17 protein-coding genes are annotated in these 12,701 nt (G+C 48.4%); 3 read left to right on the forward strand and 14 right to left on the reverse strand.

Annotation, left to right across the window (positions count from 1 at the left end):
* From M0R47_RS18115 to M0R47_RS18145, 7 genes are all read right to left on the reverse strand, one after another.
* A partial coding sequence (locus M0R47_RS18115) for a hypothetical protein (protein ID WP_292557406.1) occupies positions 1-272 on the reverse strand: 272 nt, incomplete at its 3' end.
* A 301-nt stretch (positions 273-573) separates the two neighbouring features.
* The gene (locus M0R47_RS18120; RefSeq protein WP_292557408.1) at positions 574-954 is read right to left on the reverse strand and encodes a transglutaminase family protein; all 381 of its coding nucleotides are present in this window, start codon (positions 952-954) and stop codon (positions 574-576) included.
* The gene (locus M0R47_RS18125) at positions 951-1,220 is read right to left on the reverse strand and encodes a GFA family protein (RefSeq protein ID WP_292557410.1); all 270 of its coding nucleotides are present in this window, start codon (positions 1,218-1,220) and stop codon (positions 951-953) included. Before M0R47_RS18125 ends, M0R47_RS18120 begins: the two co-directional genes overlap by 4 nt.
* A gap of 127 nt (positions 1,221-1,347) precedes the next feature.
* A complete protein-coding gene (locus M0R47_RS18130; protein WP_292557412.1) occupies positions 1,348-2,250 on the reverse strand; it encodes an alpha/beta hydrolase in 903 nt (300 codons plus the stop codon).
* A gap of 12 nt (positions 2,251-2,262) precedes the next feature.
* Positions 2,263-2,469: a hypothetical protein gene (locus tag M0R47_RS18135; RefSeq protein WP_292557413.1), complete on the reverse strand. Its 207-nt coding sequence runs from the start codon at positions 2,467-2,469 to the stop codon at positions 2,263-2,265.
* A 228-nt stretch (positions 2,470-2,697) separates the two neighbouring features.
* Positions 2,698-3,117: a GNAT family N-acetyltransferase gene (locus M0R47_RS18140; RefSeq protein ID WP_292557415.1), complete on the reverse strand. Its 420-nt coding sequence runs from the start codon at positions 3,115-3,117 to the stop codon at positions 2,698-2,700.
* A gap of 94 nt (positions 3,118-3,211) precedes the next feature.
* Positions 3,212-3,367 carry a DUF4260 family protein gene (locus M0R47_RS18145; protein WP_292557417.1) on the reverse strand — a complete coding sequence of 52 codons (156 nt, stop codon included), beginning with the start codon at positions 3,365-3,367 and terminating at the stop codon, positions 3,212-3,214.
* Positions 3,368-3,402: 35 nt separating this feature from the next.
* Between M0R47_RS18145 and M0R47_RS18150 the strand changes: the two genes are divergently transcribed.
* The 3 genes from M0R47_RS18150 to M0R47_RS18160 all read left to right on the forward strand — a co-directional run bounded on the left by M0R47_RS18150 (position 3,403) and on the right by M0R47_RS18160 (position 5,012).
* Entirely contained in the window at positions 3,403-3,669 is a 267-nt protein-coding gene (locus M0R47_RS18150; protein WP_292557419.1) for a LuxR C-terminal-related transcriptional regulator, read from the forward strand.
* A 241-nt stretch (positions 3,670-3,910) separates the two neighbouring features.
* Entirely contained in the window at positions 3,911-4,282 is a 372-nt protein-coding gene (locus M0R47_RS18155) for a VOC family protein (protein WP_292557421.1), read from the forward strand.
* 49 nt (positions 4,283-4,331) lie between these two features.
* Positions 4,332-5,012 carry a YafY family protein gene (locus M0R47_RS18160; RefSeq protein ID WP_292557423.1) on the forward strand — a complete coding sequence of 227 codons (681 nt, stop codon included), beginning with the start codon at positions 4,332-4,334 and terminating at the stop codon, positions 5,010-5,012.
* A 127-nt stretch (positions 5,013-5,139) separates the two neighbouring features.
* Here M0R47_RS18160 and M0R47_RS18165 read toward each other — a convergent pair whose 3' ends face one another.
* The 7 genes from M0R47_RS18165 to hflK all read right to left on the reverse strand — a co-directional run bounded on the left by M0R47_RS18165 (position 5,140) and on the right by hflK (position 12,629).
* Positions 5,140-5,457, reverse strand: a complete 318-nt coding sequence (locus M0R47_RS18165; protein WP_292557425.1) for a DUF167 family protein — start codon at positions 5,455-5,457, stop codon at positions 5,140-5,142.
* A 756-nt stretch (positions 5,458-6,213) separates the two neighbouring features.
* A complete protein-coding gene (locus M0R47_RS18170; RefSeq protein WP_292557427.1) occupies positions 6,214-7,596 on the reverse strand; it encodes an MFS transporter in 1,383 nt (460 codons plus the stop codon).
* A 69-nt stretch (positions 7,597-7,665) separates the two neighbouring features.
* Positions 7,666-7,953, reverse strand: coding sequence for a hypothetical protein (locus M0R47_RS18175; RefSeq protein WP_292557429.1), 288 nt, complete (start codon positions 7,951-7,953; stop codon positions 7,666-7,668).
* 30 nt (positions 7,954-7,983) lie between these two features.
* The gene (locus tag M0R47_RS18180; protein WP_366513246.1) at positions 7,984-9,276 is read right to left on the reverse strand and encodes an adenylosuccinate synthase; all 1,293 of its coding nucleotides are present in this window, start codon (positions 9,274-9,276) and stop codon (positions 7,984-7,986) included.
* 15 nt (positions 9,277-9,291) lie between these two features.
* The gene (locus M0R47_RS18185) at positions 9,292-10,482 is read right to left on the reverse strand and encodes an ATP phosphoribosyltransferase regulatory subunit (RefSeq protein WP_292557431.1); all 1,191 of its coding nucleotides are present in this window, start codon (positions 10,480-10,482) and stop codon (positions 9,292-9,294) included.
* A gap of 90 nt (positions 10,483-10,572) precedes the next feature.
* The gene (gene hflC / locus M0R47_RS18190; protein WP_292557433.1) at positions 10,573-11,427 is read right to left on the reverse strand and encodes a protease modulator HflC; all 855 of its coding nucleotides are present in this window, start codon (positions 11,425-11,427) and stop codon (positions 10,573-10,575) included.
* Positions 11,427-12,629, reverse strand: a complete 1,203-nt coding sequence (gene hflK / locus M0R47_RS18195; protein ID WP_292557435.1) for an FtsH protease activity modulator HflK — start codon at positions 12,627-12,629, stop codon at positions 11,427-11,429. The genes hflC and hflK overlap by 1 nt, the downstream gene beginning before the upstream one ends.
* Positions 12,630-12,701 lie beyond the last annotated feature (72 nt).

Genomic DNA, 12,701 nt, shown 5'->3' on the forward strand with positions numbered 1-12,701 from the left:
GGCGGCTTTAGTCGCCGCCCGGCAGGCTCTATCCGGTCTTCTGGCCTGGGCAAGAACGACTCATCAGGATGTGTGCCTGTTAACGTGCGCCTGCGCCTGACAAACTGGCCAAACCGTTCAACCCGTCGCGCCTCGTCCCAAGACCCGTAAGAGGCAATATAGGCCGTAACATCCGCTTGGAAATTTCCAAAAGCGCGCTCCATCGCCATTTGATCGAATCTTGTCGATACCCGCCATTGGGCAATAATACCGACAACGATGACAGCACTCATACTGGTGATGATAAGCGCTAATGAAAATTTAAACCGGAGTGAATGCATTATTGATCGATAGGGTATGCAATTTGATTTCATCCGTGATTATAACTGATGTTACGCAGTCTTTATCTGTTGCAGCTCAGAATGAGCTATTGTAGGGGGCGCACCGCGCCTCTTTTCAGAATCCAATCGTACTGGAAATATTGATACCTGAAATGGATTGCCCAATTGCAATGGTTTTTAGGCCATTCCGATATTCGTAAATGGTGCGCGATGCGCACCCTACGCGGCTATACCAGGCTTATTGCCTCGAGCATCAATGCGATACTAGCCATGGCTGCTCAAGATAGACCGCATTCAAGCCATGAAGACAATAAGGCGGGCCATCGTTTTCGATCGTCAACCGTTGGTAACAAAGCCCTGCAGGAATGGGATTGGCCCTTAGCCAACAAATGACTCTTGGCATAACAATAACCGGTGCCGTGTACAATACGTCAGACGCTTTGCAGATAACCGGGTTCATCCGGTAATCCCAGCTATGTTTAATGGCATCGCGGACGAACTCAAAGCAACGTTTAGCCACAGCCTCCTCGGAATCACAGCCCTCGGCAAGCTCCGCTGCCTTGACGACCACCAAAGTATGTTTCCAATCAATGTACTCGCTGCTATCGAGATAGTGTTCCATGTCTATGTTCATTTTCTCCCCGGCTGCCATTCCCGATAAGTTGGGTTTCCTCCATATCCAAGCCACGGAACATCGTGCGATGTCCAGATATGCATTTGCGGAGTGATACCGGGATCTTCATCCAGCGTTGCCACCCGAACAATAACATGAGGCTGGTTGACGCGCTCAGCCACCAGATGAGAACCGCACAGCGAGCAAAAATAACGCAGTTTTCCCGGCGAAGATTCGAAAGATGAAAGCTTGTCTTCGCCCTTCAACCAGCGAAAATGCTCGCGCATTATTCCGGCTGTGGAAACGAACGGCGCCGCATGCGCTTTTTGACAAGTCCGGCAGTGGGGCAGTGAGCGATAGGCATATCGATGCTGTCGATTTCGTACTCAATAGCTTTGCATAAACAACTGCCTTTCATTTTACTTCCTCAAATAATGGAGAATTTATATCGTATATCCCTGCCCTGCATTTGTGCTGGCCGCCAGAATCGGCGCCTAACTGACGGCATATTTCAGGAGCGGCCCGATACAGGCATGAATAATGCGACAGGCCGTTAAAAATTTCGGTCGAGCTACAGCCGGGAATTGTCGATTGCAAATATTCGGCCATAGCGACCGGCGACCAGTTGTCATCCGCACCATGCCAGATATGCGTATTGATATCAATGCTGGATAGCATGTCATTCCAAGGCTGGACATAAGCCCCGATGTCTCTTACGTAGCCTGCCGCATAACGGGTAAAGCACAATTTCAATATTCCGGTAATAGCGGTTTGAAATTCGCTACTGGCCGCCAACCTCTTGTCTTCGTCGGCAGCATTCGCAAACATCATACGAAACACCAGGCTGGGGTGAGTTGAGGCGATCAAACCTTGCAGGCGAGTTAGAAGATGAAATGCAAAAGGCTGCTTTTGAGCCAACCAGAAGACGAACTTTCCCGCCGTCATATCGATAAAACCACCGGCTTCCAACGGTGCGGCGGCAGAAACCAAATGCAGATTCCGCACACTAGTTCTCATCAGGCGGCATACTTGCAGGGCGATGAATCCTCCCATTGAAAATCCAACCAAATCTACTGCGTTCCCAGCGGCTTTATTAATAATTTCATCGGCTAGATGCTGGTAATAGGCCCCACCTTTCAATTTAGGATCAATGGAAAAACGGTTGTAACTGATAAAAGTCAGATTGTGTTCTTTTCCGTATTGATCAAACACGGCGCATTCTTCAGGTGCGCCGGGAGTGCCGTGGAAATAAACGACCAACTGCCCATCGTCGGCACCGAATTGACGATATCTCAATGCGAGTTTTACTACCAACATAGTGACAATGCCTTATGTTTCCAGTTTTATAGGGTACGCATCGCGTGCCTTACTAAGCTTTAAAAATGGTATGCGGTTATCCAGTTTTTTAATCGTGACTTCGCCAGACGGGCCTTTGCCTCCGCCAATAACTCGTGTGCGGAAACGTTTGCGATCCCTGACCAGTTTGGCCAACTCAAGCGCATCAATTTTTCCGTAATCGCCGAACTGATTCATCATTTTCTCCTGAGCATCAGTACTTGTCTTTCTCTATTTTTCACGCCGCTCTCTGTCTGCCACAAATAACTTCCAAAAAAGCCGTACCAAGAAATGACCAGAACCTGTGATTCTTTGACATTGTCTTCATTAGCACAAAAAAGATAACCGGGGTTCGGAGTTCAACTGATATTTAACCAACCCGCACATACAATTGCCTTTAAATAAACTCATCTATTTCTCCTTGCCGGATTAGCCAATTTTTTCTACAAAGTGATAACTGGCAATATCCATATTCCGGTTCAAGTAAAACTTATGCGCCCGATGACGATGAACGCCGGAATCAAGATATATGGCATTGCACCTTTCAGACGCTGCCAGATCACGAAGCCAGGCCATTATTTGTTTCCCATAATTTTTTGATCGTTCACTCTCCAATGTTGACAAGTCTTCGACGTAAAGATGTTTACCCAAAAATAAATTTTTTGAAATTTTAAACCCGGCCACGCAGACAACCTGAGCTTCATCCCGAAGGTAGGCCAGCTGATAGCCGTCACTCATTAGCTCTCGAACAAGGAGAACAAAAGAAACTTCCACAAGCTCCGTACGAAGCTGCTTCATGACTTGGAAGCAGTCGGCTATTTCGTTGTCGTTTTGTGCTAGTTTAATCATGAGTTCACCCTTTGTTTCAAAATGCCTAACATGATAAGTCTGTCGTCAATTGTCTGGCAAGAATTTACCTCGCTAAATCGTCGTCCGATTGTCTTTATGAGTTTTGTCCTTTGAACGCAGAGCGGTGTGTAATCTCCGGAAATTTTCCGATGCGGCCAAGATGAGTAAAGCCAAAGCCGCTCGAATTCTTGAGCCCATAGCCAAGCGCACGATCAAAGCCGATAATTGCTGGCGCGCTCGAATGAGCCAATCTCCGATACAGAACTTGAAGCCAAGCAATTCAAAATGGCTTGGCTGACCCAAACAGCGCACTTGGGCATGTCGCGATGCTTGACACCGAAGTTGATGCCGGAAACCGATGTGAAGTTATCAAATCGCGAGATCGCGGTACTTCGCTGGGCTGCCGATGGCCAAACGTCTGGCGAGATTTCGAGCATCCTTAAAATTCCTGAGCGGACAGTTAACTTTCATATCAACAATGTCGTCAGCAAATTAAATACCGCCAACAAAACCTCGGCTGCGGTAAAAGCCGCGATGCTTGGCTTGTTGTAAGGCTGCGAAAGTGCTTTGGACCGAATTGCCCGATAGATCATAGCTATTTACACAACTTTTTTTGTATGATTAATACAGTCAGTTGCAAATCGGCTCGGCTCCCTCTCCTGCTGAGCGTGCGCACGTTAGACTTGATTCGGTCGGATAAAAATATCGTTAATGTAAACACTACTGACACCACGCTGTCAGGAAGGCTGTCATACCATAGCCGCTCGTTAACACTTAAAACACGGAGATAAAAATGAATAATGTGGCAACCTGGTTTGAAATTCCGGTGACTGACCTGCAACGCGCTAAAAACTTTTACCAAAATGTTCTGCAAAGCACTTTTAAAGATGAAGAAATGGGCGATTATCAATTGGCTATTTTCAATGCCGAAGAAAGCGCTGTCAGCGGAATGCTGGTACTGGGAGAACATTACCAGCCTAGCCAAACCGGTGCTGTGGTTTATTTCAACGGCGGCGAGGATCTAAGCGCGCCTCTGGATAGGATCGTTCAACACGGCGGCAGCGTGCTGATGCCCAAAACGCCGATTCATGACGGCGACTGCGGCTACTTCGCGATGTTTTTAGACAGCGAAGGCAACCGCGTCGGTTTATATTCTGCGTCCTGATCATTATTGATCAGTAGGCGGCCAGGGTTCTGGCCGCCTATTCAAAATCATGCGACGCGCCGACCGTTTATTTCAAATCATACAAATCCTGCGTAACAAGCGCTTGGTTACCGCCAAGACGCTTGCCGAACGCCTGGAAGTGTCCGAGCGCACCATTTACCGGGATATTCAAGATATCAGCCTGTCCGGCGTGCCGGTTGAGGGCGAAGCCGGTGTCGGCTATCGCTTGCGGCACACCATCGACATCCCCCCGATCATGTTCACCCCGAACGAAATCGAGGCGCTGGTCGTCGGTGCGCGGATGGTCAAGACCTGGGCGGGAACCGAGCTGGGTTATTCGGCGCAATCGGCGCTGGACAAAATTACCGCCGTCGTTCCTGCCGATCTGAGAAACAAGATCGAAGACAGCAAACTGTTTTCGTTGCGCTTCGATCAGCGCCAGGATCTCGATATTAACCTGGATATTTGCCGTAAAGCCATTGATGGCAAACGCTTGTTACAGATGAGCTATTGCCGTGCCGATGGAGAACAAAGCCTGCGCCGCATCCGGCCGCTGGGCCTGTATTTTTGGGGAAACGTCTGGACTTTGGTCGGCTGGTGCGAACTGCGCGACGATTTCCGCAATTTCCGGCTGGACCGGATTCAGAGCATCCAACCGGAAAACACGACATTTATAGACATTGAAGGCCAAAGCTTGCAGGACTTTATCAAGCTTATGACCTGTATGTGACCTATATTTTAAGCCTTAGATCTCAGTATCCTACTTAACAAAGCCGCTAACTCTGGTGCGTTTTTCGTTATCTCTCCCCTAACTTAATCAAGGCAATAAAACATCGAATTCAAGAGGGTGGCCTTTCTCATTGAAATAAATGTTTGCTGATTACAGCAGGTAGATTCTTGGGCGATTTAATGCGCAGTTGTTTATTAACATTGAATCTGCCAAACACAACTTCAATATCCTTGGTTGTTACGCCGAACTCTTTTGCCAGGAACCGGACCATATGATCGGTAGCCCTGCCCGCCACGGGCGCGGCAGTAACGCTGATTTTGAGTTGCTTGCCTTTGGCCTTGCCGATGGCATCCTGTTTTGCACTAGGCTGGCCGAGAATATTAAGCACTAACGTTTCGCCATCCCAGGCACAGAAAGAATTAATCGCCAATCCTTTGTTTTTCATAAATTCATTTAGTTGATTGTTTTATTACTAAAGCCGGACGGGGCATGTTGCCCCGTTCGAAATATTTTGCTTTGGCTAATATTCAGTCAGGTAGGGTACGCATCGCGTACCATTTTCCGCCCCCCCCACAAGCTCAATAAAGGTACGCAATGCGTACCCTACACCGGATCGCTCATTACATCTCACAGTTCTCAAAACTAGTCATTATTCTGAAACCAAATGTAGTATTCACTATATACAGAAAAAAATATTTTTCGCGAGTCAATGCCGTCGATCAAATAATACGTTTGGTCCAGTGAATCGTTGCAAGAGCCATTACAGTTCATGCCTTCTGTTATAGATGTCTTATGATTTGATCGTATCTTGTAATGTTTGCTCCTATTGCAAAGACGTCACACTATATCGAATTCCTGCAACTCCCTCATCTTCACACAAAACTCTTCAGCTCGACCAAGCTCCTTTCCCAGTGTTTTTTTTGCTTTTATGGAATCGTAATTTGATTCGACTATCCACTCCAGCAGGTGATTAAGCGAAAACGCCAAAAATAGAAATAGTCGATTGCTTGGCTCCTTATCGTATTCACAAATTCCGTTTGTATTTCCGAGAACAAATCTCGTGCATTTTTTAATTCGAAAAGATCAGTATCCATTATCGTTGGCTAATATAAAGATAAATCATGTTGACGTAGAATGCAGCCCGTAAGTCAAAAACGCTATCACGCGCAACGCTTGGACGGCCCACCTATTCCGGCCTTGTTTATACCCAATGGTTATCACGAGTCTCGCGCATCAAATACACAGCAAGCAGACTGATAGCCGCAGCCAGTGAGACATAACCGCCGACCCAGGCCAACCCTCCCTCGGTTACCAACCGTTGCGCAATATAAGGTGCAAACGAAGCGCCTAGTATGCCGCCTAGGTTGTAAGCGGTTCCCGCACCGGTATAGCGTACTTTGGAGGGAAACAGCTCCGGCAGCAAGGCGCCCATCGGCGCGAAGGTGGCTCCCATCAGGAACAGTTCCAATGACAAGAAAGCGGTAATCATCAACGGTGAGCCGCTTTCCAGCATCGGCTTTAACAGGAAGCCGGACAGGAATGCGGCACTACCTGCGATCAGCAAGACGGGGCGTCGTCCGAATCGGTCACCGGCCCACGCCGATAGCGGCGTGGCGGCGGCCATAAATAGTACTGCCACGCACAACATGCCGAGAAATTGCTGTCTTGGAATTTGCAGCGTGGTGGTGCCGTAGCTCAGAGAAAATACCGTTGAAATATAAAACAACGCATAACAGACCACCATCGCCATCGCTCCCAGCACCAGCGGAGCGGCATGGGATTTAAGTATTTTCTTAATCGGCAAACCGACCTGCTGGTGCTGCTGTAATACTTTGGCAAATACCGGGGTTTCGGCCAAGGCCAGACGCACATACAAGCCGACCATGACTAGCACCGAACTGGCAAGAAACGGGAGACGCCAGCCCCAATCTTTAAACTCTTGATCGCTCAGAAAATGAGCCAGCAGCAAAAAGCTACCGGTCGCCAACAAAAAACCCACCGGCGGCCCCAGTTGGGGAAACATACCGAACCAGCCGCGCTTTCCTTCCGGCGCATTCTCCGTCGCCAGCAGCGCCGCCCCGCCCCACTCTCCGCCCAAGCCGATACCCTGGCCGAAACGCAGCAGGCACAACAACGCCGGAGCCCATGCGCCAATAGCGTCATAGCCCGGCAATACGCCGATCAATGTGGTGGAGATACCCATGACCAGCAGCGATGCGACCAAGGTGGTCTTGCGCCCGATGCGGTCGCCGAAATGTCCGAACAGCGTCGCGCCTAAAGGCCGGGTAAGGAAAGCCACGGAAAAGGTAAGAAAGGAGCTGAGCGCCTGGGTTGTTGGGTTGTCGCCGGGAAAAAAAACCGGACCGATAATCAAGGCCGCGGCCATGCCGTAGATGTAAAAATCGTAGAACTCGATAGCGGTACCGATGAAGCTAGCTAAGGCGATGCGGGTAACGGAGGGGGTAGTTTTGCTCATGAATATCTTGAACATCCGGTGCTGGGTGAATCCGCAGCTTGTTATTTTAAAAGCCGATTTTAACGAATGCGCCTGCTCAAGTTTTGGATCGACACTATGAACTTTCATGTAGGGCGTGCCGTGCGCGCCAAAGGATAGAATACTAAAAAGGCGCGCATAGCGCGCCTTACATTGCCATTAGTCCAACTTAATCCAATCTTCCAGTGCATCGATAATGGCTTTCGCCTGATCTTTGCTGGAAATATTGAACTTCGATTTTTGCTTGTATTCGCCGTTTTGTTTTTGATAACGGCGAATAGTATATTTATCAGGACCGTATTCTTCCTTGGCTCGATTCCAGTCTTGATAACGGTACATAACCGTAGCCCATGCACCTTTGGTCAGCACTTTTTTGTCCAGTTCCTTGACTGTCTCAATGCCGCCGTCTTCGTAAGTTACTGTCAATTCGTCTACTGTTTCAGCCATGTTAACTCCAGGTAATTAGGCAACAGCCGTTCAGGCGAACGGGTGTTCCAGGATAATTGTTTCGTCTCTATCAGGACCTGTTGACAGAATGGCAATCTTAACGCCTACCAGCTCTTCAATTCTCTTGATATAGGCTTTGGCATTGTCAGGCAGCGCATTGAAATCAGTAACGCCCGCGGTCGTACCTGTCCAGCCCGGCATTTCTTCAATAATTGCATGACATTCTTCATACTGATCCGCGCCTAATGGAGCTGTTTCAGTAACGGTGCCGTTAAGCCGGTAAGCGTTGCAAATACCGACTTTTTTCATGCCATCAAGTACGTCCAGCTTGGTTAAGCAAATGCCGCTGAGGCTATTGATTTTTGCCGATTTGCGCATGGCGACCGCATCAAACCAGCCGGTGCGGCGTTTGCGCCCGGTCGTAGCGCCAAACTCATGCCCTACAGTACCTAAGTGATCGCCGTCCGCATCATGTAATTCGGTCGGGAATGGGCCGTTTCCTACGCGTGTCGAATAGGCTTTGGTAATGCCCAGTACATAATCGAGATCAAGAGGGCCGATGCCGGTACCGGTAGCGGCGCCGCCAGCGGTGGTGCTGGACGAAGTCACGTAAGGAAAAGTACCATGATCTATATCCAACAGAGCGCCTTGAGCGCCTTCGAATAACAGGTTTTTGCCTTGATCCTGGTATTTGTACAAAACCTCGCTGACATCAGTCAGCATGGGCTTGATTTGTTCGCCCAGCTTCAACGCCTCTTCAAGGCCTGTTTGATAATCGATTGGCTCAACATGGTAGTAATTGGTCAGCATGAAGTTGTGGTATTCAACCAGTTCCTTAAACCTTTCGGCGAAAACCGCAGGATTCAAAAAGTCTCCGGCGCGCAAGCCTCTACGCGCGGCTTTGTCTTCATACGCAGGCCCAATGCCGCGACCGGTCGTGCCGATCGCTTTGTTGCCACGGGCTATTTCGCGCGCCTTGTCAATGGCGACATGAACCGGCAATATCAGTGTGCAGGCTTCACTGATCAACAATCTGTTTCTAACAGGGATACCGGCTTTTTCCAGCAATTCAATTTCTTCCAGCAGGGCGTTAGGAGATAAAACCACGCCATTGCCGATCATGCATTGCACATTTTCCCGAAGGATGCCGGACGGAATAAGATGCAGAACCGTCTTTTCCCCCTGTATAACCAGCGTATGTCCCGCATTGTGGCCGCCTTGAAAACGAATCACAGCCTCCGCTTGCTCCGTTAACAAATCAACCAGTTTACCTTTTCCCTCGTCACCCCATTGGGTACCGATGACAACAACATTTTTTCCCATAATTATTCCAAAAAACTAAGCTAAGGCTCTTACGAACCAGTTTTGATGATCTTGTTCCAAGACGGATGTACAACCAAGTTCTTGTGCAGTCCCGGTTTGCCCCGGCAGTTGCTGAACAACTGCCAGTCCCTCGGCGCGTAAATCCCTGATTTTTTCATGCAGCGCTTTATCGTCTCCGTGCGGAGCGAAAATCAAGGCTTTCGGTTCTTTTTTGTAAGACGCTTTACCTAGTGCCGACAGTACTTTCAAGTCCGCGCTAAAGCCGGTCGCAGCACGCGCGCGCCCAAAAATAGCGCCGATATTGTCATAGCGACCGCCTCTGGCAATCTCTCTGCCTACCGACGGTACGAAAGCGGCAAAAACCACGCCGGTGTGATAATGGTAACCGCGTAACTCGGCCAAATCGAAACTGACCGGTAATGACGGGAAATTAGCCGTCAGTTTGTCTGCAATCGCCTCCAAATCCGCTAAAGCCTGTTTGACTTCGCCATTAGCCGTCGCTAAAACGGCCCGGGCTTTGGCAATGGTTTCCTTACCGCCATTCAGTTCCGGCAGTTTCAGGAACATCGCCTTGAGCTCGCTATCGATGCTGTAGCAGGCCATCAATTCCTGAAGCTCCGGTCTGGCCTTGCGCTGCAACACGTCAAACAATTCTGCTTCCTGCACGTCAGTTAACCCAGCCTGCCTTGACAATGCCCGATAGATACCGACATGGCCCAAATCAAGATGCACATTTTGCACCCCGGACATCGCCAACATTTCCAGCATCAGGCTTATGACTTCGACATCGCTTTCCTTGCCGGCGTGACCATAAAGCTCCGCACCTATCTGCACCGGGCTTCTGGTTTTGCTAAGCGGATCGCATTTGGTATGCAAAATAGTGCCGGTATAGCAAAGACGGGTCGGCCATTCGGCATTAATATTATGCGCATCGATTCTGGCAACCTGCGGCGTCATATCCGCCCTCACCCCGAGCATTTCACCGCTGACCTGATCGGTCAGCTTGAAGGTTTGCAATTCCAGATCGTGTCCTGAACCGGTTAACAAGGAATCCAGGTAATCTATAAAAGGAGGAATAACTAATTCATATCCCCAGCAAGCAAATGTATCCAATATCTTACGGCGCAAGCTTTCAAGATGCTTAGCCTCTTCCGGCAAAATCTCTTCTATGCCGTCGGGCAAAAGCCAAGAGTCTTTTTGTTGCATGTTTTGTATGTCCACTCAAACAAAACGCCCCGCATGCGGAGCGTTGGTTACTGGTTCCCAGGCATAAAAGCCTGGGAATCTGGTCTTAAATTATTTCTGCTGTTTAAAATATCTAAAGAAGTCTGAATCGGGATCAAGCACCATCATACTTGAACTCGAAAATGTCTTTTTATAAGCATTCAAGCTGCGGTAGAAAGTGAAAAATTCAGCATCTTCGCCATAGGCTTTGGCATAGATTTCGGCAGATTTTGCATCGCCTTCACCGCGAATTTTTTCCGCATCACGGAATGCATTCGCCATAGTGACAACCCGTTGCCTGTCGGCATCGGCACGAATTCTTTCCGCCGCTTCCGCACCCTGCGAACGAAACTCGCGGGCAACTCGTTCACGCTCTGCTTCCATTCGACGGTACACGGAACTGCTGACTTCATCCGGCAAATCAATTCGCATGACTTGAACATCTATAATTTCCATGCCCAAGTTAGCTGCAAGAGGTTTAGCGTTTTTAATCAACACTTCACGAATAACCTGGCGATCTGTTGACAGCAGTTGTTTGATATTTCGCTTACTAAACTCTCCCCGAAAAGCATCTTTAATGATTTGATCCAAGCGCAAATTAGCCTGGTCTATATCACCTGCAACTACCGTGTAAAAAGTGGTCACGTCACCGATACGCCATTTAACGAAAGAATCGACAATAACGTTTTTCTTTTCAGCGGTTAAAAACCGTTCCGGCTTGGCATCCATCGTTTGAATGCGTTTATCAAACTTTTTTATATTGTTGATAACCGGCAATTTAAAATGCAGTCCAGGCTCGTAATCATTCTTTACAATCTCACCCAAACGAAACTTGATTGCCTTTTCTGTTTCACTGACGGTAAATACGCACATCATAATGATGAACAACAATGCGCCCAAGCTTACCAATATTTTATTCTGTGTCATTAGCGTCCCCTTGCGTCACGGCCGCGAGTTGTAGTGCGCACAGCGGGAGGTTGTGCTGATTCAACCGATGTCTGAGCAGGTTGTTCCGCTGTACTTTGAGGAACATTGGGTTGTTGAATCGAAGGCTGATGCTGAATCATTTTATCTAATGGCAAATAAAGCATGTTATTGCCGCCTTTAACGTCAACCATAACGGTATTGGTTCCAGTGAATACGGATTCCATGGATTCAATATATAGACGCTTTCTGGTCACATCCGGCGCTTTGCTGTATTCCGCAAGCAATTTGGAAAAACGGTTGGATTCACCTTCTGCCTGAGCAATTACCTGTTCTTTATAGCCTTCGGCTTCTTGTATTTTCCTTGCCGCAGCGCCACGTGCCTTCGGCACAACATCATTAGAATAGGCTTCAGCCTCATTAATCAGGCGTTGCTCATCTTCACGAGCCTTAATGGCGTCTTCGAATGCGTTTTGTACCTGTTCAGGCGGCTGTGCATCTTGAAGATTGACACTGGTAATCTGGATACCTGATTTGTAATTATCCATAACCTCCTGAATTTCCTTTTTAATCTGGGCCACAACTTCACTGCGGCCTTCGGTTAAAACAAAGTCCATTTCGCTGCTGCCAATTACACCGCGTTGCGCGCTTTCAGTGACTTGTTTTAAGGTAGCGGCAGGATTTACTATGTTGAACACAAAGTCCTTTGCATCTTTAACTTGGTACTGTACTGCCAAACGAATGTCGACAATATTTTCATCTTTAGTCAGCATTAGCGCTTCTTTCGGCACCGAACCAAGGCCCTGCTCAGTTCCACCGCTACGGTAACCTACTTCGATATAGCGCTGTTGTTTGACATCAACGATATCAACCCGCTCAATCGGCGCAGGCAAATGCCAATTCAAACCCGATTGGGTCGTGGCAACATACTTACCGAACCGGGTTTCAACACCATGCGTACCTTCATTGATAATATAAAAGCCGCTTAGCCCCCATAAGACTAATGCGCCCACAACGAGGTAGCCAAGACTTCTCCATGGAGGAGTACCGGAAGAGCTGCCATCGCCTCCTTGTCCGCCGCGAAAAAAACCACTTAACTTTTCTTGCAACGAACGTATTGCTTCGTCTAGATCGGGTGGCCCTTTTTGGTCACCACGACCGCTCCAGGGGTCTTTCTTATCGCCGCCAGGCTCATTCCAGGACATAACTTTACTCCATATAGGTTACTTAAACTTTCACACATCCCGCAGGATGATTTCAACTTTCAGAACGAATTA

It is taken from the genome of Methylobacter sp. (assembly GCF_023227905.1).
GTDB lineage: Bacteria > Pseudomonadota > Gammaproteobacteria > Methylococcales > Methylomonadaceae > Methylobacter_A.

Coding starts and splice junctions, on each gene's coding strand:
- M0R47_RS18135 (WP_292557413.1), bottom strand. CDS start 2,469: ATGATGAATCAGTTCGGCGATTACGGAAAAATTGATGCGCTTGAGTTG.
- M0R47_RS18125 (WP_292557410.1), bottom strand. CDS start 1,220: ATGCGCGAGCATTTTCGCTGGTTGAAGGGCGAAGACAAGCTTTCATCT.
- M0R47_RS18140 (WP_292557415.1), bottom strand. CDS start 3,117: ATGATTAAACTAGCACAAAACGACAACGAAATAGCCGACTGCTTCCAA.
- M0R47_RS18150 (WP_292557419.1), top strand. CDS start 3,403: ATGGCTTGGCTGACCCAAACAGCGCACTTGGGCATGTCGCGATGCTTG.
- M0R47_RS18185 (WP_292557431.1), bottom strand. CDS start 10,482: ATGCAACAAAAAGACTCTTGGCTTTTGCCCGACGGCATAGAAGAGATT.
- hflK (WP_292557435.1), bottom strand. CDS start 12,629: ATGTCCTGGAATGAGCCTGGCGGCGATAAGAAAGACCCCTGGAGCGGT.
- M0R47_RS18160 (WP_292557423.1), top strand. CDS start 4,332: ATGCGACGCGCCGACCGTTTATTTCAAATCATACAAATCCTGCGTAAC.
- M0R47_RS18180 (WP_366513246.1), bottom strand. CDS start 9,276: ATGGGAAAAAATGTTGTTGTCATCGGTACCCAATGGGGTGACGAGGGA.
- M0R47_RS18175 (WP_292557429.1), bottom strand. CDS start 7,953: ATGGCTGAAACAGTAGACGAATTGACAGTAACTTACGAAGACGGCGGC.
- M0R47_RS18130 (WP_292557412.1), bottom strand. CDS start 2,250: ATGTTGGTAGTAAAACTCGCATTGAGATATCGTCAATTCGGTGCCGAC.
- hflC (WP_292557433.1), bottom strand. CDS start 11,427: ATGACACAGAATAAAATATTGGTAAGCTTGGGCGCATTGTTGTTCATC.
- M0R47_RS18120 (WP_292557408.1), bottom strand. CDS start 954: ATGAACATAGACATGGAACACTATCTCGATAGCAGCGAGTACATTGAT.
- M0R47_RS18165 (WP_292557425.1), bottom strand. CDS start 5,457: ATGAAAAACAAAGGATTGGCGATTAATTCTTTCTGTGCCTGGGATGGC.
- M0R47_RS18170 (WP_292557427.1), bottom strand. CDS start 7,596: ATGAAAGTTCATAGTGTCGATCCAAAACTTGAGCAGGCGCATTCGTTA.
- M0R47_RS18155 (WP_292557421.1), top strand. CDS start 3,911: ATGAATAATGTGGCAACCTGGTTTGAAATTCCGGTGACTGACCTGCAA.